Annotated in this window: 24 protein-coding genes, 1 tRNA gene and 1 other annotated feature; of the genes, 7 read left to right on the forward strand and 18 right to left on the reverse strand. The window is 58.6% G+C overall.

Annotated features, from left to right (window positions below):
• Positions 1-134: 134 nt before the first annotated feature.
• Both NW807_RS05280 and NW807_RS05285 read right to left on the reverse strand, forming a co-directional pair.
• Positions 135-1,430, reverse strand: coding sequence for a hypothetical protein (locus NW807_RS05280; RefSeq protein ID WP_414425472.1), 1,296 nt, complete (start codon positions 1,428-1,430; stop codon positions 135-137).
• A 71-nt stretch (positions 1,431-1,501) separates the two neighbouring features.
• Entirely contained in the window at positions 1,502-3,328 is a 1,827-nt protein-coding gene (locus NW807_RS05285) for a M61 family metallopeptidase (protein ID WP_414425473.1), read from the reverse strand.
• A 175-nt stretch (positions 3,329-3,503) separates the two neighbouring features.
• Between NW807_RS05285 and ntcA the strand changes: the two genes are divergently transcribed.
• Positions 3,504-4,175, forward strand: a complete 672-nt coding sequence (gene ntcA, locus NW807_RS05290; RefSeq protein ID WP_414405858.1) for a global nitrogen regulator NtcA — start codon at positions 3,504-3,506, stop codon at positions 4,173-4,175.
• A 32-nt stretch (positions 4,176-4,207) separates the two neighbouring features.
• On the opposite strand, the gene leuB is transcribed toward ntcA, so the two are convergent.
• The 3 genes from leuB to petB all read right to left on the reverse strand — a co-directional run bounded on the left by leuB (position 4,208) and on the right by petB (position 6,696).
• Entirely contained in the window at positions 4,208-5,323 is a 1,116-nt protein-coding gene (gene leuB, locus NW807_RS05295) for a 3-isopropylmalate dehydrogenase (RefSeq protein WP_414405859.1), read from the reverse strand.
• Positions 5,324-5,468: 145 nt separating this feature from the next.
• On the reverse strand, positions 5,469-5,981 hold the full coding sequence (gene petD / locus NW807_RS05300; RefSeq protein ID WP_414405860.1) for a cytochrome b6-f complex subunit IV: 513 nt from the start codon (positions 5,979-5,981) through the stop codon (positions 5,469-5,471).
• A 67-nt stretch (positions 5,982-6,048) separates the two neighbouring features.
• Positions 6,049-6,696 (reverse strand): cytochrome b6, encoded by a 648-nt coding sequence (gene petB / locus NW807_RS05305; protein ID WP_414396519.1) that lies wholly within the window; start codon positions 6,694-6,696, stop codon positions 6,049-6,051.
• Between the two features lie 220 nt (positions 6,697-6,916).
• Here petB and NW807_RS05310 point away from each other — a divergent pair, with 220 nt between their 5' ends.
• The 5 genes from NW807_RS05310 (at position 6,917) to NW807_RS05330 (ending at position 12,822) form a co-directional block, all read left to right on the forward strand.
• Positions 6,917-8,176 (forward strand): S41 family peptidase, encoded by a 1,260-nt coding sequence (locus NW807_RS05310; RefSeq protein WP_414425474.1) that lies wholly within the window; start codon positions 6,917-6,919, stop codon positions 8,174-8,176.
• A gap of 95 nt (positions 8,177-8,271) precedes the next feature.
• Positions 8,272-8,826 carry a phycobiliprotein lyase gene (locus tag NW807_RS05315; protein ID WP_414409833.1) on the forward strand — a complete coding sequence of 185 codons (555 nt, stop codon included), beginning with the start codon at positions 8,272-8,274 and terminating at the stop codon, positions 8,824-8,826.
• Positions 8,827-8,835: 9 nt separating this feature from the next.
• The gene (locus tag NW807_RS05320; protein ID WP_414405863.1) at positions 8,836-9,357 is read left to right on the forward strand and encodes a hypothetical protein; all 522 of its coding nucleotides are present in this window, start codon (positions 8,836-8,838) and stop codon (positions 9,355-9,357) included.
• A 105-nt stretch (positions 9,358-9,462) separates the two neighbouring features.
• Positions 9,463-10,773, forward strand: a complete 1,311-nt coding sequence (locus tag NW807_RS05325) for a hypothetical protein (protein ID WP_414425475.1) — start codon at positions 9,463-9,465, stop codon at positions 10,771-10,773.
• Between the two features lie 27 nt (positions 10,774-10,800).
• Positions 10,801-12,822, forward strand: a complete 2,022-nt coding sequence (locus tag NW807_RS05330; RefSeq protein WP_414425476.1) for a hydantoinase/oxoprolinase family protein — start codon at positions 10,801-10,803, stop codon at positions 12,820-12,822.
• Between the two features lie 4 nt (positions 12,823-12,826).
• Here the strand turns inward: NW807_RS05330 and NW807_RS05335 are convergent.
• Positions 12,827-12,899 (reverse strand) — tRNA-His (locus NW807_RS05335).
• A 66-nt stretch (positions 12,900-12,965) separates the two neighbouring features.
• On the opposite strand from NW807_RS05335, the gene NW807_RS05340 reads away from it, so the two are divergent.
• Positions 12,966-13,745: a photosystem II S4 domain protein gene (locus NW807_RS05340; RefSeq protein WP_414425477.1), complete on the forward strand. Its 780-nt coding sequence runs from the start codon at positions 12,966-12,968 to the stop codon at positions 13,743-13,745.
• Here the strand turns inward: NW807_RS05340 and NW807_RS05345 are convergent.
• The 12 genes from NW807_RS05345 to NW807_RS05400 form a co-directional block, all read right to left on the reverse strand.
• Positions 13,742-14,239 carry a YceD family protein gene (locus NW807_RS05345; protein ID WP_414425478.1) on the reverse strand — a complete coding sequence of 166 codons (498 nt, stop codon included), beginning with the start codon at positions 14,237-14,239 and terminating at the stop codon, positions 13,742-13,744. The genes NW807_RS05340 and NW807_RS05345 overlap by 4 nt on opposite strands.
• Before the next feature lie 37 nt (positions 14,240-14,276).
• Positions 14,277-14,912: a protein jag gene (locus tag NW807_RS05350; RefSeq protein ID WP_414425479.1), complete on the reverse strand. Its 636-nt coding sequence runs from the start codon at positions 14,910-14,912 to the stop codon at positions 14,277-14,279.
• A gap of 76 nt (positions 14,913-14,988) precedes the next feature.
• Complete coding sequence (gene yidC / locus NW807_RS05355; RefSeq protein ID WP_414425480.1) at positions 14,989-16,155, reverse strand: membrane protein insertase YidC; 1,167 nt, start codon at positions 16,153-16,155, stop codon at positions 14,989-14,991.
• Positions 16,156-16,379: 224 nt separating this feature from the next.
• Positions 16,380-16,793: a 50S ribosomal protein L7/L12 gene (gene rplL, locus NW807_RS05360; protein ID WP_414396495.1), complete on the reverse strand. Its 414-nt coding sequence runs from the start codon at positions 16,791-16,793 to the stop codon at positions 16,380-16,382.
• A gap of 71 nt (positions 16,794-16,864) precedes the next feature.
• Positions 16,865-17,428 carry a 50S ribosomal protein L10 gene (gene rplJ / locus NW807_RS05365; protein ID WP_414425481.1) on the reverse strand — a complete coding sequence of 188 codons (564 nt, stop codon included), beginning with the start codon at positions 17,426-17,428 and terminating at the stop codon, positions 16,865-16,867.
• Between the two features lie 35 nt (positions 17,429-17,463).
• Positions 17,464-17,608 (reverse strand) — a sequence feature (ribosomal protein L10 leader region).
• 70 nt (positions 17,609-17,678) lie between these two features.
• Positions 17,679-18,389, reverse strand: coding sequence for a 50S ribosomal protein L1 (rplA, locus tag NW807_RS05370; RefSeq protein WP_414396491.1), 711 nt, complete (start codon positions 18,387-18,389; stop codon positions 17,679-17,681).
• 70 nt (positions 18,390-18,459) lie between these two features.
• Positions 18,460-18,885: a 50S ribosomal protein L11 gene (rplK, locus tag NW807_RS05375; RefSeq protein ID WP_414396490.1), complete on the reverse strand. Its 426-nt coding sequence runs from the start codon at positions 18,883-18,885 to the stop codon at positions 18,460-18,462.
• A gap of 9 nt (positions 18,886-18,894) precedes the next feature.
• The gene (gene nusG, locus NW807_RS05380; RefSeq protein WP_414405870.1) at positions 18,895-19,566 is read right to left on the reverse strand and encodes a transcription termination/antitermination protein NusG; all 672 of its coding nucleotides are present in this window, start codon (positions 19,564-19,566) and stop codon (positions 18,895-18,897) included.
• Positions 19,567-19,598: 32 nt separating this feature from the next.
• Entirely contained in the window at positions 19,599-19,871 is a 273-nt protein-coding gene (gene secE / locus NW807_RS05385; protein ID WP_414425482.1) for a preprotein translocase subunit SecE, read from the reverse strand.
• Between the two features lie 105 nt (positions 19,872-19,976).
• Positions 19,977-20,327 carry a hypothetical protein gene (locus NW807_RS05390; protein ID WP_414425483.1) on the reverse strand — a complete coding sequence of 117 codons (351 nt, stop codon included), beginning with the start codon at positions 20,325-20,327 and terminating at the stop codon, positions 19,977-19,979.
• Positions 20,287-21,075: a tRNA (guanosine(37)-N1)-methyltransferase TrmD gene (trmD, locus tag NW807_RS05395; protein ID WP_414396481.1), complete on the reverse strand. Its 789-nt coding sequence runs from the start codon at positions 21,073-21,075 to the stop codon at positions 20,287-20,289. The genes NW807_RS05390 and trmD overlap by 41 nt, the downstream gene beginning before the upstream one ends.
• Before the next feature lie 11 nt (positions 21,076-21,086).
• Positions 21,087-21,491: a hypothetical protein gene (locus NW807_RS05400; protein WP_414405873.1), complete on the reverse strand. Its 405-nt coding sequence runs from the start codon at positions 21,489-21,491 to the stop codon at positions 21,087-21,089.
• Positions 21,492-21,576 lie beyond the last annotated feature (85 nt).

The raw sequence follows: 21,576 nt of genomic DNA on the forward strand, positions 1-21,576 counted from the left end.
TGGATCGGGAAGTTCGGCTGGCCATCTTGGGCAAGGCGGGCAGCACGCCCATGCCAGCTTTTGCGGAGGATCCCTGGTGGTGTATGGAACAAGCTGTCAAAATTGTGGCTTAAGCTAATGCTCTTGGGTGCCTTTCAGACTTCTCGAAGGTGACTTTTCAAGATCCTCTCAAATGTAGCCTCAACCTCATCAACACTGATGACCGACAAATGATAGAGAGAGGATAGACTGGTTTTTGCATCTTGACTAACGTCGGTCAAAACTATGATGGCTTGGTTTCTCTGAAGACCAAGGTCAGAAGCAATCTTGGAGTACTTTTGTACTTTATCTTGGTACTCACCTGTCTTCGACTCTACCCAGTAAAATTGATCATTAACGTGGAAGAGAAGATCCATCTCAAAATCATCTCCGTTTGACAAAGTAACTTTGGCATTTGCTATGTAAGAAAAATCAATCTTCCCAGTTTGCCTTTTAGCAAGGCAAATCAACCTATTCCTAACGTATCTCTCCAGCCAGTTTCCTGAGAGAAAATTCAGTGCTTGTGGAGATCTGCTGGCTCTTGCTACTAGCAGACACCTGGGCGCTCTGAAGTATCTATACTCTTCCAAAAATGCAATCTTGTATAGCTCTGTGGCAACCTGGCAAGTTGTGCCAATTACTTGTTGAGGTTCGTCTCTAAGGTTTGTTGAGAAAGAGTTTCCGCTGTTCATACTTGACTTAATCATTCCATAGAATCTTTTGATCAAAGAGTACTGACTACCCATAAGGTCAGCTATTTGATCTAGCTTCTCCTCTTCTTCCTCCATATCTATGCTTCTGATCTTTATGTTTTTCGAGTTTAAGAAAGATTTTATCTTCGATATGTCAACTTCTAGCATGTTAGAAGCAGCTACTTTTTCCTTATCTCTCGGTACATCGTCTGGTAGACTATTCTCTATTGTTTTATGGATGGCAGCCTGATCTTTTTGAGAGTTTTGATCTGTAGCTTGGGATATCTCTAATCTGGAAGATTTTTTAAGAGCAACCTGTAGTTGCTGATAGATACCTCTAGCTTCTTTCACTAAGTTTTCTAGGATAGCTCGCTGACTGTTGAGCTGCTCACTATGTTCAGCTAGCTTGACAGATATAGCCTGCGTAAGATCCTTACCCCAAACCTGCAGAAAACTTTGATAACTTTCTAGAAGACGCAGCCTGAACTTTTCAAGATCAGCTTGGATAGACTGTAACCTCTGAGAAGTCTCGTCTGCCAATCCTTCTCCTAACTTGATTAAGGTTTTGTCGAGTTCTTGGCCCAGCCATGAAGATATCTCTCTAATGACCTCTCGCTGCCAGGCCTCTGGTCTAGGATTGGCCTTGTAACGGCGGGCAACGTAAACACCCAATGAGAAACCAACAGCCACCCCAATTAACAAAGCCAAAACGAGGTCCATCAGATTGGCTCCTTGCCCCTATTGTTACTTTTTGCCTAGGTTAACTCGGTTACCTGCCTGTTTCAAGATTCTCAGGCAAGAAGAGGCGTATCTTGTCCCGAAGAACCGAGCAGGGATCCCAACCAGCTTTGTTGGAGCGCTTTCTGGGCGGGAGTGAGCTCAGGCAAGGCCTCCAGGGTGTACACATCCGGGCGGGGCGGATCCAAGGGGATCCAAAAGTGCTTTAACTGATTGCCTTGGAAGACGCTAAGACAGATGGTTTGGTGGGGCTGATAGGCTGCCAGGCGCTCTGGCAAGGTGGCGGCGCTTACCCGGAGGCCATCCAAAGCCACCAGCTCGTCGCCAGCCCAGATGCCTGCTTTTTGAGCCGGGGAGCCCATCTCGACGGCGCTGATGCGGTTGCCCTCGCCGTTGAAGTTCAAGCCCAGGTAGGGAGGAGGGTTGGGGCGGCTAAAGTGGGCCTTGAGGGTGAGGCCAAACGGATGGAGGTAGGTGTCGTAGTCCAGTTCTTCCGTGCCTTCCACGTAGGCGGCAAAAAAGCGCCAAAGGTCGACACCGGCTGCTCGCTCAAAGGCCTCTCGCAAGTCTTGGTAAGTATAGCCTTTCTCAAACCGGCCAAAGCGCTGCCACAAATCCCGCATGGCCGTGTCCAGGGATCCCCGCCCCCCTGAAAGGTGGCGAATGTGCAGATCTAGCAGCCAGCAGACTAAAGCGCCCTTGAGGTAATAGGAAACCTGGCTGTTGAGGCTATTTTCGTGGGGGCGGTAGAGCTTGATCCAAGCATCGAAACTGGATTCTCGCAGCGATTGTACGGCTCGACCTGGAGTGCGCTGCAGCCGGCCAATTTGCTCGGCCAGGATCTTTAAAAAATCTTCGGCGCTGAGGATCCCTGCCCGCAGCAAGATGACATTTTCGTAGTAGCTGGTTGCCCCCTCGCAAAACCACAGACAGTCCACGTAGTTTTCTTGGTTGTAGTTAATTTTCTCCAAAGCTAGAGGGCGCAGCCGCTTGACGTTCCAAGCATGGAAAAGCTCATGGGCCAGCAGCGCCAAAAAGCGGCGGTAGGACTGAGGCTGATGCAGCTCTAGTCCAGAATAGTTGAGGGTGGCACTGTACTTGTGTTCTAGGCCACCAAATCCCCCGGCCGACAAATGCACAATAAACCAGTAGCGGTCGTAGGGCAGCCCGCCAAAAAACGCTGCCGTGGTTCGGACAATTTTCTCGGCATCGGCCACCGCTTGCTCCAAATTTAGGGTGCCCGCTCCCCAGACCACGAAGTAGTGAGGGATCCCTTCCACCGCAAACGACCGCAACTGGTGCAGGCCCACCTCCACCGGGCTATCCACCAGCTCGTCGTAGTCTTCAGCAAAGAAAGACTGGCCAGGGCTAGGATCCCCTGGGGAAGGAGAGGCCAGGGGCCGCAGGCTGGTGGCAATGCGCCAGTCGGGGTGGGGAGGGATCACGGTCAGCGTATAGGGCTCCCGCTCGCGGCCAGGCACGTAGAGAAAGAGCGCCGCCCCATTGAAATAGGCGTGGGTGAGATCCAGATGGTTGGTGCGCACCGTCAGCTCATAGGCATAGACCCGATAGCGGACTGTAACCGCCGAACACCCAGGTGGGTCTACCTCCCAGGTGTTTTTATCAACCTTTCGCCAGTTCAAAGGGCTCCCTTGCTCGCTCAGGGCCTGAAACTCCTGTACATGGCGGGCATGCTCCCGCACTAGGTAGGATCCCGGCGTCCACACTGGCAGCCGCAGCCGCAGGGGCACCTCCGGTTCCACTTCGCGAATCTGCAGCTCCACCTCCAAGAGGTGACTGGCTGGCTCTGGCATCCGCACCGTAAAGTGCTGGCGGCTAGGGCGAGAAGGGGTGGCAACCTCAGCCGGCGGGATCCCCATACAACCTTCCCTTGTCGCAACAAAGGAACGTAGCTCTGGCTACAAAGATATCCAGGCAGAGTCTCTTAAGTTTAGGGTAGTCTCTGAGTTGTGGGCAGCTCGATCCAGGTGCCCTAAGTTAACCTCAGGGGTTGATCCTAAGAGATAAACTGACCTTGAAAGGTTGACAAATCTCGTGGTGGCCGTCGCAGAAAAATCTCTCATTGCAGCTTTTAAGCAGCTAGGAGGATCTCGCCATCCTCCGGTTATCGAGACTTATGAACGCGGCAAGACCATTTTTCTCCCCGGCGATCCGGCGGAGCGGGTTTACTTTTTGGTCAAAGGGGCGGTTAAGCTCTCGCGGGTGTACGAAAGGGGGGAAGAAATTACCGTTGCCCTCCTGCGGGAGAACAGTATTTTTGGTGTGCTCTCCTTCATTACCGGGCAGCGCTCCGACCGCTTCTATCACGCCGTAGCTTTTACTCGCGTCGAGCTGCTTTCTCTGCCCATCGAACAGGTGGAAAAGTCTGTACGGGAGAACGCTGAGCTGGCCATGTTGCTGCTCAAGAGCTTGGCTTCCCGTATCCTGCAGACAGAGATGATGATTGAAACCCTGGCCCACCGCGACATGGCCTCCCGCCTAGTTAGCTTTTTGTTGATCCTCTGCCGCGACTTCGGGGTGCCTGGCCCCAATGGCGTAACCATCGACCTCAAGCTATCTCACCAGGCCATTGCCGAAGCCATCGGATCAACCCGCGTCACCATTACCCGTCTCTTGGGAGAGTTGCGCAAGAAAAACTACATTTCTATCCACAAGAAGAAGATCACTGTCCACGACCCCATCCAGCTTGGCCATCGCTTTGCCTAGGGGGCCAGCTCTCAACGGCTGAGAGACCCCTGCTAGGAGGCGGGCAGCTGAGCCAGGGCAGCCAGGATCTTTTCCCCCATTTCCCGGCAGCCGACCAGGGTCATCCCCTCCGAGTAGATGTCGGCGGTGCGGTAGCCCTGGGCCAAAACCGCCTCGACGGCCTGTTCGATGCGGTCAGCAGCTTGGGGCTGATCCAAGGAGTAGCGCAGTAGCATTGCCCCAGAAAGCACCTGGGCAATGGGGTTGGCCTTGTCTTGGCCGGCAATATCCGGAGCTGAGCCATGGACTGGCTCATAGAGGCCTGGGCCGGTAGCTCCCAGAGAGGCAGAAGGCAACATGCCAATGGAGCCAGTTAGCATGGCCGCCTCGTCGGAGAGGATATCCCCAAAGAGGTTTTCTGTCAGGATGACGTCAAACTGCTTTGGCCAGCGCACCAACTGCATGGCCGCGTTGTCGACATAGAGGTGGGAAAGCTCTACGTCAGGGTATTCGGCGGCAATGGCGGTAACCCGCTCCCGCCACAGTTGCGACACCTCCAGCACATTGGCCTTATCCACCGAGCAAAGCTTGCGCCGTCGCTTGCGGGCCAGTTCAAAAGCTACGCGGGCAATGCGATCCACCTCGGCCTCGCTGTAGGCCATAGTGTTGACGCCGCGGCGGGATCCCTGGGCATCGACGAAGATCCCGCGGGGCTGACCAAAGTAGATGCCGCCGGTGAGCTCGCGTACCACCACCAGGTCGATCCCAGCAACTACCTCCGGCTTTAGGGAAGAGGCCTGCACCAGTTGGGGGAAGATCTTCACGGGGCGCAAGTTGGCAAATAGCCCCAAGCCGGCCCGCAAGCCCAGCAAAGCCTGCTCCGGTCGCTTCTGGCGCGGCAGGGTATCGTACTTAAAGTCGCCAACCGCTGCCAAGTAAACGGCATCGCTTTCCTGGGCCATTTTCAAGGTCTCCGGGGGCAAGGGATCCCCCGTGGCCTCGTAGGCTGCTCCGCCAATTAGGCCCTCCTGCCACTGGAGGGAAAACCCCATCTGAGCGGCAACGGCGTCCAAAACTGCCCGACCCACCTGCATAATCTCAGGGCCGATCCCATCGCCGGCTAGGGCAGTAATCCGATAGGTTTGAGCAGCAGAAGAAGAAACGCTCATGGGCGATCCCCGCAAGAGGAGTGCGTAGCGATATTACCATCCCCTTGCCCAAGGTCTGCCGAAAAGTCCCCCGGGAAAGTTCCCCTAAAAAAAGTGCAGCTTGGCCATCAGCCTGCTGCACCTAGAGTTATCAATATTCGGCTCTCTAGAACAGGCCCAGGGTAACCCACTTGTCCAGCGGCAGAGTGGCGCCAATGCCTAGATACAGGGTTACCAAAGTGCCAATCAAAAACACCGTCGTCGCCACTGGACGGCGCAGCGGGTTCTGGAACTTGTTGACGTTTTCAATGAAAGGCACAAACAAAAGGCCCACGGGAATAGCCAACATCAGGGCAATGCCCAGCAGCTTACTGGGAACAACGCGCAAAATGTGGAACACAGGGTAGAGGTACCACTCGGGAAGAATTTCCAGGGGCGTGGCAAAGGGATCTGCCGGCTCGCCTACACCCGCGGGATCCATAACCGCCAGGCCGACAATCACCCCAATGGTGCCCAGGATGACCACCGGGAACATAAAGAGCAAGTCGTTAGGCCAAGCGGGCTCCCCGTAGGTCATGTGGCCCATGTTCTTCTTCAGCTTGGCCAAAACTTTGGGGTTGTCCAGGTCAACTTTGCGTGTAATAACCTCAGTCGCCAGCGCTTGCTTCGAGACAGGCATAGCAGTTCTCCTTGTCTGGGGCAAAAGGGTTGAGCAAGGGAAAGTAGGGGATCCGACCAGCCCTGGATCACAGGGGTCCAGAAATGCCCTGGCGGCGGATCATCAAAAAGTGCATGGTCATGAAGACCGCCGTCAGCCAAGGCAGGACAAAGGTGTGCAAGCTGTAGAAACGAGTAAGGGTAGCTTGGCCAACGGCCTCGCCACCGCGGATAAGCTGAACCAGGGCATCACCCACCACTGGGATAGCGCTAGGCACTCCCGAGACGATCTTGACTGCCCAGTAGCCCACCTGATCCCAGGGCAGAGAGTAGCCCGTAACCCCGAAAGAAACCGTCAGCACCGCCAAGATCACGCCGGTGACCCAGGTCAGCTCGCGGGGCTTTTTAAACCCACCGGTCAGGTAAACCCGGAAGGTGTGCAGAATCATCATCAACACCATCATGGAGGCGCTCCAGCGGTGGATGGAGCGCAGCAGCCAGCCGAAGTTGACCTGGGTCATGATGTAGTTGACCGACTCAAAGGCCTCGGCCACCGTCGGACGGTAGTAGAACGTCATGGCAAAGCCGGTGGCAAACTGAATGAGAAAGCACACCAGCGTGATGCCGCCAAGGCAATAGAAGATGTTAACGTGCGGCGGGATGAATTTTCCGGTTGCGTCGTCGACGAAGGGCGTAATCTCTAGCCGCTCGTCTAGCCAGTCGTAAACTTTGCCCATGGTACCTTTCTTTCCAATTTCTCGGTATCTCCCCGGCGGGAGAAAGTCACTCCACCGTGGAGGACAGCCCTACCTCAACCAGCACTGTAACACAATTTGTTAACGACTTCCTTAAGTTAGGCTCAGCTCGGGGGCAGGAATCCGCATTCTCGCTGGCAAAACAGGTTTCGATATTGCGTCTTGTTCATATTCCTTAACTTTTCTTAGCGTCTTGCCGTCTATGGTTGCGCCAAAGCCAAAGAAGAAAGAGTGGGGGATCCGCTGGGTTCTCCGCATTCTGCTGCTGGGGTGCCTGCTCTGGGCAAGTTTAGGCACTGGCGCCTACCGAGCTCAGGCCAGCCGCTGGGGAGAAGAGCAGCAACTGCTGGCCCAGGCTTGGGCCTATGTGGATCGGGCCTACGTGGATCCGGGGTTTAACGGGCAAAACTGGTGGCAGGTGCGGCAGCGTTTTCTGGCGCGGCCCTTGAAGAATCGTCAGGAAACCTATCGGGCCATTGAGGAGATGTTGGCCACCTTGGGGGATCCCTACACCCGCTTTTTGGATCGGGAGCACTACCTCAGTCTGCAGACCTCTACTGCCGGCGAGCTGAGCGGTGTTGGCCTGCAGATTGCCATCGACGAGCAGGGGGCAGTGCGGGTTATTGCTCCCATGGAGGGCACCCCTGCCGAGCGGGCCGGGATCCAGCCTCAGGATGAGATCTTGGCAGTGGATCAGGTGCCAGTGGCGGGGCTGAGCTTGGACGAGGTGGCAGAGCGCATGCGCGGCCCTAGCGGTACAACCGTTAGCCTGCGGCTAAGGCGGCAGGGGCGCATCTGGGAGGTGGAGCTGGTGCGGCAGTCAATCCTCATTAACCCGGTGCGCACGGCTTTCTTTGAGCTGCCCCAGGGATTGGTGGCCTACATCCGCCTCAGCCAGTTCAACGGCAATGCAGCCACCCAAGTGCGCCAGGCTATCCAGGCGGCAGAAGCCCGAGGGGTGCGGGGCTACCTCCTGGATCTGCGCAACAACCCCGGAGGACTGCTGCAGGCGGCCATTGAGATTGCCCGCTTTTGGATCCCCAAAGGCAACATCGTGCTGGTGAAGGATCGCCACGGCATTCTAGAGGGCATTCCTGCCACCGGCGAAATTCTCACCCAGGCGCCGCTAGTGGTTTTGGTCAATCAAGGCAGTGCCAGCGCTAGCGAAGTCTTGGCGGGGGCATTGCAGGACAGCGGGCGGGCGCAACTGGTGGGAACGCGCACCTTCGGCAAGGGGCTGATCCAATCCCTGATGGAGCTGGCAGATGGCTCAGGGCTGGCCGTGACGACTGCCAAATACCTCACCCCCAACGGCCGCGACATTCACCGCCAAGGGATCCAGCCCGATGTGGTGGTGGGCGAGGGCCCCGTTCCGCTAACGGCAGAAACCCTGGGCGGCCCTGAGGATCGCCAGTTGCAGCGGGCTTTGGAACTGCTGGGGGCAACGGGGATCCCCACCTGAGGCATCTGCTGCAGGGATTGGGGTGCCTGTTTGTCTTCGATTCGGTTTAGGATCGGGCTTGGTGTCAACTCAGCCCTGCTCTCGAGCCCTTTGGCATGAACGCCCTCCAACAGTTTCACCACTTCTTTAACTGCTGTATTGGCGCCTGGCACACCGAGCGCACCTATCACTACCTGGATCGAGGGGAGGTGGAGCGCTCGCGCACCGAGTTCACCATTCGCACCCTCACCCCTGAGCTCAAGGAGAAGGTCCTGGCCGACAACAACTACCCCAACCACGGCGTCGACGGCTTCCTGGGCTTTCACCTTGCCTTTGAGACTGTCTCCGAAAAGGGGGAGGAGGTCGGGCAAGAGCTAAACATGTTGTTTGTGCCCCGGCGAGAGGGCCCCCGCGGGCTGGAAGGCGACTACCTGCGCGATCGCGCCTATGAGGAAGAGCGGCCCATGGTGGCCGACTTCCGCTTTGATCCGGGATCCCTGCAACTGGTGATGACCACCACCTACACCCACGTTGTTTCCGTAGATACCATCACCCTGCTCAACCCCCGCCTGCGCCTGCGGCAGATCCTCAACTACCGGCGCCCACCTCAAGGCCAGCCGCTGCAGGAGGTACTCCTGGTGGGGTTTGGGGTGGAACAAAAGCTGACCTAGGGAGGCTGCGTGGACTCCGAGTCGATCCCGGCCCCAGACTTGCCCTTGCCCCAATACCTGGCCCGAATTCAAGCCAGCTTTGAGCGGGGACAATACCGACAGGCCTTGGAGGAGGCCAAACAGGCCCAAGGCCGCTATCCCCAGGCAGGCCAGCTGCGGCTCTGGCAGGCCTTGGCGCAGGAGGCGCTTGGAGAAACCGAGGAGGCCGTCCGCCTGGTGCAGAGCTTGCTATATAGTCCAGATCCCGAGCTTGCCCAACAGGCGCGCTATGTGTTGAGCATCTGGCAGGCTCCCCGTCTACGCCGCCCAGCGGAGTGGTTGATCCAAATCCCCGATCTCAGCCACCTGGAAGAGGCCAAGCCCGAAAGCCGACTTCTAGTCTATGAACGCCCTCGCCCGCGGGGATCTCGGCCCACGTCCCCCGCTCCCCTCCCTTCCCAGGCCGCTCCCTTGGTGAATACCCAACGGCTGAATTGGGTGTTGATTGGAATCCTCTCGGCCTTGCTGGCAACCCTGGCCTGGCTGCCCTAGCTTAGCGGCTGCCAAGAGGGAATCCTCTCGCCGATGCCCAGCACAGGAGAGATACTGGAAACAGGGAGCTGGCGGGTTAACAGCAGGCAGAAGCGGAGGTTGACGGTGGCGGCACAGACTTTGGTTATGGAGGCAGTAGAGCGGCTGGGCCTGCGGGTTACGTTGGGAGACATCGCCTCCACCACAGGCCTGGCCTTAGAGGAGGCCAAGCAAGAGCTGCTGCAGTTGGCCCAAAAGGCAGGGGGGCATCTTCAGGTTTCGCGGCAGGGAGAGATCGCCTACGTTTTCCCGCCCGACTTTCGCAGCATTCTCCAGCGCAAGGAGCAACAGGACCGGCTGGCAGCCCTGCGGCGCCGGCTTTGGGGAGGGTTTCTCTACGGCCTGCGCATTTCCTTTGGCATCCTGCTGGTAGTGTCAATTGTCCTCATTACTCTGGCCTTGATGGCTCTGCAGAGCAGTAGGAGTAGCCGTGAGGAGGATAGCCGCAGCCGCTCGGGAGGGGTGGGGCTCTTCTACGTTCCCGACCTGTGGGTAGGCAACCCCTTCTGGGGTCCCTACGAGAGCTATTCCGGTCAGGCGCAACCCCGACAGGAAAAGTCGGAGATGAACTTTCTCGAGGCGGTCTACAGCTTCCTGTTTGGCGACGGGGATCCCAATGCCAACCTGGAAGAAGAACGCTATGCCCTCATTGGCCAGCTCATCCGTGCCAATGGGGGAGTCATTGCCGCCGAGCAGGTGTTGCCCTACCTGGATGTGGAGCCGGGATCCCCCGCCCTGGAGTACGAAGACTACATGCTGCCCATTTTGCTCAAGTTTGACGGCCAGCCGGAGGTAAGCGAGGAGGGAGATATCGTCTATCGCTTTCCAGAGCTCCAGGTAACGGCCGCCGAAGGCCCACGGCAGCGGTTTCCCGAGGTGTTGCAAGAAAAACCTTGGGTGTTTAGCCGCGCCACCCCTGGGCAGCTGGCCCTAGCCGCCGGCTTGGGTGTGCTCAATTTCTTCTTGGCGGCCATTCTCTATGGGGCGCGGGAGGAGGTGGCCGCTGCCGCTGGGAGCAACGCCTTTTTGGCGGTTATCTACCCGCTGATTGGATTCCTCTTCCTCTACGGCACGCTGTTTTTGGCCGTGCCCACGGTGCGTTGGTTGACCTTGCAATTCCGCAACCAGGGAGTGGAGCGCCGCAATCGCATTCGGCGGTTTTGGCAAGAGCAACTGCAGCGTCCCTCGGAGGTGCTGCGGCGCAAGCTCGACTTTGCCCGCCACTTCCGCCGCCAGGAGGTGGTGCAGGAAGCGGACACCATCTACTCTACTGACCGGGATCTCATCGAGCAGCGGGACTACCGCTTGGACGAGCCGGCCTTCCGTCAGCTTGTGCAGAAGGAGGAACAGCCCCTGGAAGCCGAGTCAAAGAGCTAGGGAGGGGTTAGCCTGCGCCCACGAGTCATGTCCACTGTCGGCAGCCAACGAGGGATCCCGACCCGCCTGGGGATCGATGTGGGAGGCACTTTTACCGATCTGGTGCTGCTGCAGGAGGGCCAGATCCGGACAGCCAAGGTCCTCTCCACCCCTAGCCCGGAAGAGGGGGTCTTCGCTGCCCTGGACAAGCTGGGCCCAGTTGAGGTGGACGTGTTCTGCCATGGCATGACCGTGGCCACCAACGCCCTCCTGGAGCGCAAGGGATCCCCCACTCTCTTTTTGACCACGGCGGGCTTTCGGGATGTGCTGGCCATTGGCCGCCAAAACCGTCCTTCCCTTTACGACCTCACTCAGCCCAAGCCGGAGCCGGTGGTGCCCCGCCACCACTGCCTGGAGGTGAAGGAGCGCTGCAGCGCCAGTGGCGTGGTCGAGCCACTAACTGAGGAGGAGATCCAGCGCGTAGTCCGGGAAGTGGGGGAGCGGGTACAGCGGGATGGAATCCGCGCCGTGGGGGTGGGGTTTCTGTTTTCTTTCCTCTATCCAGAACACGAGCAGCGCTTGGGGGCGGCTTTGCGACAGGCCTTTCCCAGCTTGCATGTTTCCCTCTCCTGCGAGGTGGCGCCAGAGTTTCGGGAATACGAGCGCTTCAGCACCACGGCCATTGATGCCTACCTCAGCCCAGCGCTGGCGGGCTACCTCCACCGCTTGGCCCAGGGCTGCCGGCAGCGAGGGATCCCCGAACCCCTGATCATGCAATCCTCCGGCGGCGTCACCTCCATTGCTCAGGCAGCAGCCCACGCCTCGGTGGCGCTGCTTTCGGGGCCGGCGGGCGGCGTTTACGGAGCGGCCTACCTGGGCCGGCTGAGTGGCTACTCCCATTTGCTTAGCCTGGACATGGGAGGGACCAGCACCGATGTGGCCCTCATTCAAGACGGCATCCCCCAGGTTACCCCGTCAGCGGTAGTGTGCGGCCTGCCGGTGCAGCAGCCCCAGATCGACATCCACACGGTCAGTGCCGGCGGCGGATCCCTGGCCTCCCTGCTACCCGGGGGCGGGCTGCAGGTGGGGCCGGAAAGTGCCGGCTCCAACCCTGGGCCGGCCTGCTACGGTCGGGGGGGAACGGCTCCCACGGTAACCGATGCCAACCTCTGGCTGGGCTACCTGCCGGATGGGGGCTGGCTGGGGGATGCCGTTTGCCTACGGCGAGACTTGGCGGGCCAGGCCCTCAGAACGCTCGCGGAGCCCTTGGGCTTGAGTTTGGAGGAGACGGCCGTTGGCATTCGCACCCTAGCCAATGTGGCCATGGCACGGGCTTTGCGGGTCATCAGCGTGGAGCGAGGCTTGGATCCCGCCCATTTTGCCCTGCTGGCCTTTGGCGGAGCCGGGCCCATGCATGCCTGTGCTTTAGCAGAAGAGCTGGGGATCCGCCGCATCTTGATCCCGGCCTTTGCCGGTGTCCTCTCGGCGCTGGGCATGGCTTTGGCCGATCTGCGGCGGGACTACCGGCGGGCCGTCCTGCAGCCGCTGCGGCAGCTAGAGGGGGAGGGGGGAGGATCCCTTCTGGCTCAGTGGGCTGAGCCCCTCATCCGCCAGGCGAAAGCCGACCTGCAAGAGCCGGAGCTCTCCTTGAGTCTGGATCTGCGCTACCGCGGCCAGTCCTTTGAGCTGGAGATCCCAGCCCAGTTGTCGGATCCGGTTTCCCGCCTCGAGCAGCGGTTTCACCAAGCCCACCGCCAGCGCTACGGCTGGCAGGATCCTGACCAAGAGGTGGAGGTGATCCAGTTGCGCCTACGGGCGGTGCAGGCCTTGCCTCGTGTCCCTCTGCAGGCCCCCCCACCCTTGCCGGGGGATCCCCTCCAGGGGAAACGAGAGGCCTGGTTCGGCGGCCGGATGCGGCCGGTACCCGTCTACAATCGGCGGTACATGGGGGTGGGGTTTCAACTGTGCGGGCCGGCAATTGTGGAGATGCCGGAGGCTACCGTGGTGATTGAAGCCGGTTGGACCGGCAGCATCGACGCCGTAGGCACGCTGGTCTTAAGCTGCGAGTAGAGAGGGCGGACGATGGGATTCGAACCCACGAGTGGAGGAACCACAATCCTCTGCCTTAACCACTTGGCTACGCCCGCCAGGACCCTAATCCAGCTTAGCATGTAGCAAGCGGAACAGAACCGCAAGGGTTGAAGCGCCCCACCATGTTGCCCAGAGCCGAACTACTGAAAGGAGCGGAGTATCGAGAAACCTTGGCGCGCATCCTAGACCTAGGAGAGCAGGCCCTGAAAACTTGGCAGGTGGTCTACAGCGATTTTCTCTCGCCGCCGGAGATTGCCGCCGTCCAAAGCCGATTGAACAAGCTAGCCGAACTGCAGGTGGTGGCCTGGGGAGGCTATGCCCAGGCAGAGCGCCAGCGCTTGGCCCTGGCTCGCCCCGAGCTTGGTGTGGAGGCACCAGGGATCCCGCTAGCGGCTATTGAAATTCAGGGGAACTTTCTCTTCGACCCAGCTACTCACGGCGACTTTTTAGAAGCCCTTCTGGCAACAGGAATTGCCGGCGAAAAGGTAGGAGACATTCTCGCAGTTGGAGAAGCAGGTGCGCAGGCTATCGTGGTACCTGAACTGGTGGACTATCTCAGCCTCAACCTGAAGCAAGTGCGCAGTGTGCCGGTCAAGGTTAGCTCCATCCCTCTCAACCAATTAAAGGTGCAGCCGCCGCGGGTAAAGTCCATTACCAGTGTGGAAGCCTCTTTGCGCTTGGACGCAGTGGCTTCAGCCGGATTCGGCATCTCCCGCAGCAAAATGGTGGAAGAGATCCAGCGGGGAGAAGTACGAGTCAACTGGAAGCCAGTTACCCAAGCCAGCTACCTCCTTAGCCCTCAGGATTGGATTGCCATCCGCGGTCGGGGTCGGCTGCAAATTGAAGAGGTGGTTGAGACGAAAAAAGGCCGCTTTCGGATCCAAATGAAGCGGTATTTCTAGGAGATCTCTTTGAGAAGAGCTGCCAGCGGCGCCCAGCGGGGATCCCCTGCCGGCGCAGCCGATTCCACCACAATACCTGGGCAATCGGGGCGACAGGGCAACTGGGTGGGCATCTCCAAATGCAGGTACTGGCGCATCAAGTCCTCCACATCCAGCTCACCGTTGGGGGGCAAGCTTTCCAGCAGATCCTCTTCCTCCTTCAGTTCCAGCTCCAGGGGTGGAGGGCCAGAGTTGGGCTCGCGAATGAGAATGATCTCCTCAACATCTAGCTCCAGCCGGTGGTTAAACTGCTGCAAGCAGCGGTGACACGTGAGAGTCACGATGGTGCGGGCCTGGGCCCTTACCTCAACAAAGTGTCCTCGGTGGCTGACCCGCAGGGATCCCTCCACCGGTGTCAGGCTCTCAAAGCCAGCGAAAAACTGCCGAAACCGTACCTCCTGGGTTTTTTGGCCAGGCAGCTGCCGCAGCTCGGATAGACGAATTGGCTTCAGCATAGCCCTATTTTCCTCGAGAGATCCCTTAGCTGCGCCCTCACTTACCCCGGCGCGGAGCCCGGCGGATGACCAAGCGGCGATCCGGCTCTTTACCTCGGCTGAAGGTTTCTAGGTCAGCATAGGCAGGGTCTTTGAGGAGCGTGTGGATTTGCCGCCGGTCGGCAGCCGAAAGGTGCTCGGGAAACTCGTACTCCCGACCACTTGCTCTTACTTTCTCCACCGCCGTAGCCACCAAAGCCTTCAACTCCTGCAAGCGGCGCTCTCGATAGCCGTCTAAGTCCAAGATATAGGGTTGTTGCTGGTCTTCTGGCTGGTTGAGGTTGAGAAGGGTGTTGGCCAGATATTGCAAAGCATCCAGCACTACTGGGGTACGCTCTTCGTCAACTTTAGTCTCCTTGGGGACGGGCCCTGGGGGCACTTTGGAAAGCAAGACTTGCTTTTGCACAGGCGTGAGAGAACTGGCCTCAATTTCAATCACCTCGCCCGCTACCCGCACTGCTGCCGGTATCCCCATGGCCGATAGCACCTGCTGCAACCACTCTCTAGCCCGTTCTCGCTGCTCGGCGGGAGAAAGCTTAGCTTGGGAAGGAGCAGCGGTCTCTTCAAACTGCGGGTGGGATTTCTTAGCGGCGGCTCCCCTTGGGGAACCTGTAGAAGACTCAGGGTGGCTCATCCCAACAGCTTCCAACTGCTGAAAGACTATCAACTAGTTAACTGCAAGCCCAGCCACCCAGCGGCCAGAGAACTGCTTAGGGCTCAAAGGGCAAAGATTCCCGAGCTCCCCCAGCGGCTTTGGGTTTTACTGCTCGGTCTACCTCCTTACTAACCTGGGCAGCACGGCGCCGTTCCTCTTCCACCAACTGCTGCAGGCTCTCTGGCAAAGGCTCTCGCGAGAGCAAGAGGGTCTGCAGCGTCTGGAAAATGCTGGAGACGAGGATATAGAGCAAAACCCCAGCCGGCAAGGGGAAAAATAGAAACATCGCCGAAAACAGCACCGGGGTAATGCGGGCCATCGAGCTCTGGCTGGGATCCTCCTGGCCGGTATTGGTCAGGGCCTGGTTGAGGTAGATGGAAAGGCCAAAGAGGGCGACCATGGCGATGATATCCCAGTGGATGGTTCCATCGGGGTCAAAAGCGCCAACGCGGCCCAGCTTATCAATAAACAGAAAGCCAGTATCTGAGGCCAAGCCTGGAATCGAGACCTGCAGCGCTACCTCCCCCGGCTGCAGGGCCAGCAAGGTGCCATCGGGCTGGAGCTGGACCCGCTCCTCTCCCTTGACGATCTTCCAAGTTGGCTGCAACAGCTTGGGGTCTCCCCCCGCTTCGGTTACCAGTTGCTCGAAGGGTTTGCCCCCTGGCCCTTGCAGCATCCACTGCACCTGCTCCCCTACGGCAACCTTGGTACCCTTAGGCACCACCAGCACCACCGGCTTGTGGACTGAGTCGGCGACGAAGATGTTCTTGCTGGAGCTGACGTAGGGGGTGGGTACCACCTCAGCCGCCACCTCTGCTGGCAAGATCTGCAGGTTGACGTCGTAGGTTACCGCCGCAAAAGGGGATCCCCGCAGCGTGGCAAAGAGCGCAAACAGCACTGGCATTTGAATAAGCAGCGGCAGGCACCCCCCAAGCGGGTTAACCCCTAGTTCGCTGTAGAGTTTGGCCTGGGCCTCGCGCAGCTTTTGCGGGTCGTCGCGGTACCTCTCCTGGATCTCTCGCATCCGCCGCTGCATCACCGGGCTAATGACTTTCATGCGCCGCATGTTGCGGATGGACCCGGCATTGAGGGGGTAGAGGGCAAAGCGGATCACCAATGTCAGAAAGATGATGGCCAGACCATAGCTGGGCACGATCCCGTAGAAAAAATCCAGGATCGGCAGCATGACATTGTTGGAGAGAAATCCGACTCCGAAGTCCATGGGGGGTGGTGGCAAACGTCCGTAACCCATTGTAATGGTTTCCGACCTCCTGACGAGGGCCCTTTCCCTATCCAGCGATGAGCGCTGGTCGAAGTTGCAGCCCCCGCGAGCCCCCCGGCAACCCGTTTTGAGGGGTAGAAACCAGCAAAAAAGAGGGGCAAACCGCCCCTCCCCTCTTTTGCAGCTTCGGCAGAGAGCAGGGAAAAAACGCCTCTTCCCCACCTCTACTTGATCTTGACCGTGGCGCCGGCTTCTTCCAGCTTTTTCTTGATCTCGCTGGCCTCCTCCTTGGAGACTCCCTCCTTAACTGCTTTGGGAGCAGCTTCCACGAGATCCTTGGCATCCTTTAGGCCTAAGCCGGTTAGCTCGCGCACCACCTTAAGAACGGCAATCTTCTTGTCGGCAGGAACAGCCTCGAGAATGACATCAAAAGCCGTTTGCTCCTCTACCGGCTCAGCCGGCGCTGCTGGTGCCGGTGCCGCTGCTGCCGCCACGGGAGCAGCCATGACCATGCCGCCTACCGGTGCAGCTGCACTGACGCCAAAGGTCTCTTCAATGGCTTTCACCAGCTCGGCAGCTTCCAACAAAGTCAAGGTCTTCAGCTCTTCCAGGATGCTTTGAACACGCTCTGAAGCCATGGTTGTGTCTCCTTAGGTAACAAGAAGTAGCAGGGTGCAATTGAGCCGTTGGCCCATCGAAGCGGCTGCCTTCAGGCCGCCTCCTTGTCGGCAATGGCTCGCAAAGCCCGCGCCAGTGAGGCCGGGATCTCGTGGATACCGCGGGCCACCTGGCTAGGCCCAGCATTGAGCCCAACCGCCAGTCGGGTGGCTACTAGCTTAAGGCTGCCTGCCACTTGGGCCAGGAGCACCTCCTTAGGCGGCAGGTCAGCAATGGCCTTGGCCTGATCCAAGGTCAGAGACAGCCCCTCAGCGGCAGCACCGCGAAACTCAGTCTTCTTGGTTTGCCGGGCAAAGTCTTGATACGCCTTCAGGGCCGCCGCGATATTGCCCCGGATCAGGATAAAAGCCGTTGGCCCGGACAGGAAAGGCAGGATCCCTGCCCAAGCCTTAAGGTCAGCAACGGCCCGCCGCATCAGGGTATTTTTAACCACCATACAGACGGCGTCTGCTTTGCGCAGCTCCGCCCGCAGCTGGTTCATCTCAGCAACGGTTAGACCTTTGTAGTCGATGACCAGCACCATTTGGCTGGCCTGCAGCAGGGATCGAACCTCATCGACTACCTCTGCTTTCTTTGCTAAGGATTGCTTGCCCACGCGCTCACCTCCTCGATTGTCTGTAATGTGGTTGCCACTGCAAAAGGAATGCGCCCCAGCCTCCGCCGAGACGCATTTGGGCAAGCATAAGCTTCGGGAATTTTTCCCACTCTACCCAAGCCTCGGCAGGAGATTAAGCCACTTGGCGCCTGCTGTCTTCGGCTCTCTATTTCAACTGTGGAAAGGTTTCCCGTTTGGCTCCCTCCCTGGCCAAAATTTGCCCTAGTCAACTTACCTTATTACGCCAGACCTAGGCAACCAACTTTAACTCCCGCAGGGCATTAACGTCAACTTCAATAGAAGGACCCATCGTAGCACAAATATGCATAGTTCGCCAGTACTTGCCCTTTGCTCCAGGGGGACGGTTGCGGTCAATCGACTCCTGCACTGCCTTTAGGTTTTCTAGCAGCGCCTCAACCGGAAACTGACACTTGCCGAAGATTAAATGGACAATGCCAGTTTTGTCCGCCCGGTACTCCAGCTTGCCGGCCTTGAACTCCTTAATGGCCTGGGCCAGATCCATGGTAACTGTTCCCCCCTTAGGAGAAGGCATCAGGCCGCGCGGCCCCAACAGGCGCCCCAGCTTGGCCACCTGGGGCATCACATCGGGAGTAGCAATCAGCAGGTCGAAATCGATCACGCCCTTGCTGATTTCCTCGATGAGATCCTCAAACCCCACTCGGTCAGCCCCAGCATTCTGGGCTTCCACCACCTTTTCGCCGCGGGCAATTACCGCTACTCGAATTTCTTGCCCAGTGCCGCGTGGCAAAACCACCGTAGAGCGCAGCTGCTGGTCAGCATATTTGGGATCGATCCCCAGGCGAATGTGAACCTCAGCCGCCTCGTCAAATTTGGCAGTGGCTGTCTCCTTCATGAGGGCAATGGCTTCTGCGGGGGGATAGGGGATGGGCTTGATCTTCTCCCGCAAAGCCTGCATGCGTTTGGACAGTTTTCGAGCCATAACTTCTCCTCGGGGTTCTGGCGAGAACTTCTCTCCCCCAAAACGACAAACAAGCTGGGCTAGCAGAGCCCTAGTCAACTATCGTCACTCCCATGCTCCGGGCAGTGCCGGCAATGATTCTCATCGCCGCCTCCACATCGTTGGTATTCAAATCTGGCAGCTTCTGCTCGGCAATCTGGCGCAGTTGGGCGCGGGTCAGGGATCCCACCTTGACTTTGTGGGGCTCGCTGGAGCCTGACTCAATGCCAAGGGCTTTCTTGATCAGCACCGAGGCTGGCGGCGTCTTAAGGACAAAGGTGAAGCTGCGATCGTCGTAGATGGAGATCTCGACCGGCACCACCATGCCCGCCTGATCCGCCGTTCTGGCATTGTACTCCTTGCAAAAGGCCATGATGTTGACCCCGTGCTGACCCAAGGCGGGGCCAATGGGGGGGGCGGGGGTGGCTTTGCCCGCCTGGATGGCCAGCTTGACTACTGCCACCAGTTTCTTAGCCATGCGACGCAGTTACACCTCTTTTCGCACTTGACCAAGCTCTAATTCTACTGGAGTATCCCGCCCAAAAATTGAGATCAAAGCCTTGAGCTTGCCCCGTTCTGGGCTGACATCCACCACCTCGCCGTAGAACCCCTGGAAGGGGCCAGACAGCACCTCAATGCGATCCCCAGGGGCCAGGTTAATCTTGAGGGGCACCGCCTCCACCTCAGCGGTGCTGAAGATGCGCTGAACTTCGCTGGGACTGAGGGGCCGCGGTGTCACATGCCCCCGACCGCGACCATAGGGCCGTCTCTGTTCCGTGCCAACGAAGTTGATGACATTGGGAGTGGTTTTCACCACCCGCCAGGTGTCGTCGTTGAGATCCATGCGCACGAGCACATAGCCGGGGAAAATCTTTTCCTCTTGCTCCTGGCGCTTGCCGGATCGATCCAGCTTGAAGCCCACCCGCTTTGGGATCACCACTTCGACGATTTGATCGGCCACATCCAGGGCTGCTGCCCGCTGCAGGAGAGTGCTTTTAACTTTGTTTTCGCAGCCAGCAGCCACCTGGACAGCGTACCAGCGCAAGTTGCGCTGGCTTTGACCTTCCCCTTCTTCCGCAGTCGTTTCTGTTTCCGCAGCTTCTAGGGGCTCAACGTAGTCTCTGCGGCGTCTCCGCCGCTGCTCTAACCCTGGGCTCATACTTCACCTCCTCTCCCCTCCCCTGCCTAAAGCTACGAGAACAGTTGAGTGGCTACCCAGCTAAACAGCTGGTCAACCAGGTAAATAAATGAGGCGAAGGCCAGCACTATTAGCAAAACGCCAATGGATTCGCTAACCAATTGTCGACGGCTTGGCCAGGCAATTTTGGCCAGTTCGGCCCGCGTCTCTTGGAGGAAGCCCGAGATCCCCTTGGACTCGGTGGAACTGTCCTTGGAGTGACCCCGCCTAGCGGGATCCAGGTGCTGCTCCCTATCGGTTTTGCTGGAGGGGGTACTCTTAACCACGGCAGTCTCTCCTAGGGGATCCCGAAAAGCTGGCTCTACTGCTTAGCGCCCACAAGAATAGCCTTGCGATCCTAACACAGGTTAGGTTGAGGAGGGGAGCTAAGCTTAGCGAGTAAGAGGGGTTTTGGATCTCCCTGCTCCCGGCGAAAAAGGCAAGGGGCGACGGCGGGATTGGTTAAACTGCTCCACTGCGGCATCGATGGCCGCCCGGCTGTCCCAGCGGGAGGTGGCCCTCTGGCGGGAGAGGAGTTCAGCAGCCCGGAAGAGATCACTCATATCAAGGCTGGAGCCGTTGAACAGCGGGGTTCTGCCGTCGCGATAAATGGCCTCGTTGCCACTTCCACTTTGGGCTAGAGCAAGCCCAGAACTGGTCAGGATCCCCACCAGCAGCAGCCCCAGAATCCTAGCCCCATGGTCAGCAAGGCTGAGAAGGGAGTTGAGACAGTTCACGCGCATCTTGTTTCTCCACCTCAGTGCGCTGCTCGGCCAGGCCTTCGGCCAACAACTGTTGTTCTTCGGGGGTGAGGGGACGTTTGGCCAGCAGATCCGGCCGCCGTTGCCAGGTGCGCACCAACTGCTGCTGCAGACGCCATCGGGCAATGGCCTCGTGGTTACCTGAAAGGAGCACCTGCGGCACCTTGTACCCCAGAAACTCGGCTGGGCGGGTGTACTGAGGATAGTCGAGCAGACCCTCCTCAAAGCTCTCCTTCTTCAAAGAGTCTACCTTACCAACCGTGCCAGGCAAGAGACGGATCACGCCGTAGATCAAGGCCAGTGCCGGGATCTCCCCCCCTGTTAACACAAAATCCCCCAGCGACACCTCGCGAGTGGCTAGATACTGGCAGATCCGCTCGTCAAAACCTTCGTACTGGCCGCAGAGCAGGATGAGCTGGGCCTTTTGGGCCAGCTCCCGCAGCAGGGCTTGGTTTAGGGGCTGTCCCTGGGGCGTGAGCAAGATGATCTCGCGGGGATCCAGGCAAGGCAGGGAGGCGACAGCAGCAAAAAAGGGCTCTGGCTTGAGCACCATGCCTACCCCGCCCCCATAGGGCTCATCGTCGACCCGGCGGTGCTTATCGGCGGCAAAGTCGCGCGGGTTGGTGAGATGAACCTCGGCAATCCCTTGCCGTAGGGCTTTGCCCACTAAGCCAATGCGCAAGGGCGATTCAAAAAACTCTGGGAAAAGGGTAACAACGTCAAACCGCACGGGCGTTGGGATCAAGCAGAAAGGCCAGCATCCGAGCAGGGTTCCGTGCGCAACCGCTCTAGCTCCAGGCGCAAGGACTCAATCTGGTGGATCAGCTCCATCAGTTCGCCCATTTCTTCTTTGGAGATGGTGGCGGTTGGGGAGCCGCTCTGGGGGGCCGGTGTTTGGCTCTCTACGGCTGGGCCAGGAGCCTTGGTGGCTTCATGGCGGAGGCTTTTAAGGTAGCGAACAGCCTCTTGCTCAATCTGCTCTCCTTTTTGCTCCAGCTCTGCAGCCAGCGCCGCCCAGTCGCCAGAAAGACGGCCGAAACTTTCGGCGCGCTTCTGGGGATCCTCCAGGAGCTCCACCAGGGCAGTGGCTGTGCCGTAAAAGAAGTGACGTGCCCGCGTAAACCAGTCTGAGGAGCGAGAACTCATGGCGGCAGCATGCTAGATAGAGCCAGGGGATCTCCAGTCTATCCCAGCCCTTTGGAGCTGCGCTGACAACTGCTTGCTTCCAAGC

The organism is Synechococcus sp. R70.1 (assembly GCF_047461675.1).
GTDB lineage: Bacteria > Cyanobacteriota > Cyanobacteriia > Thermostichales > Thermostichaceae > Thermostichus.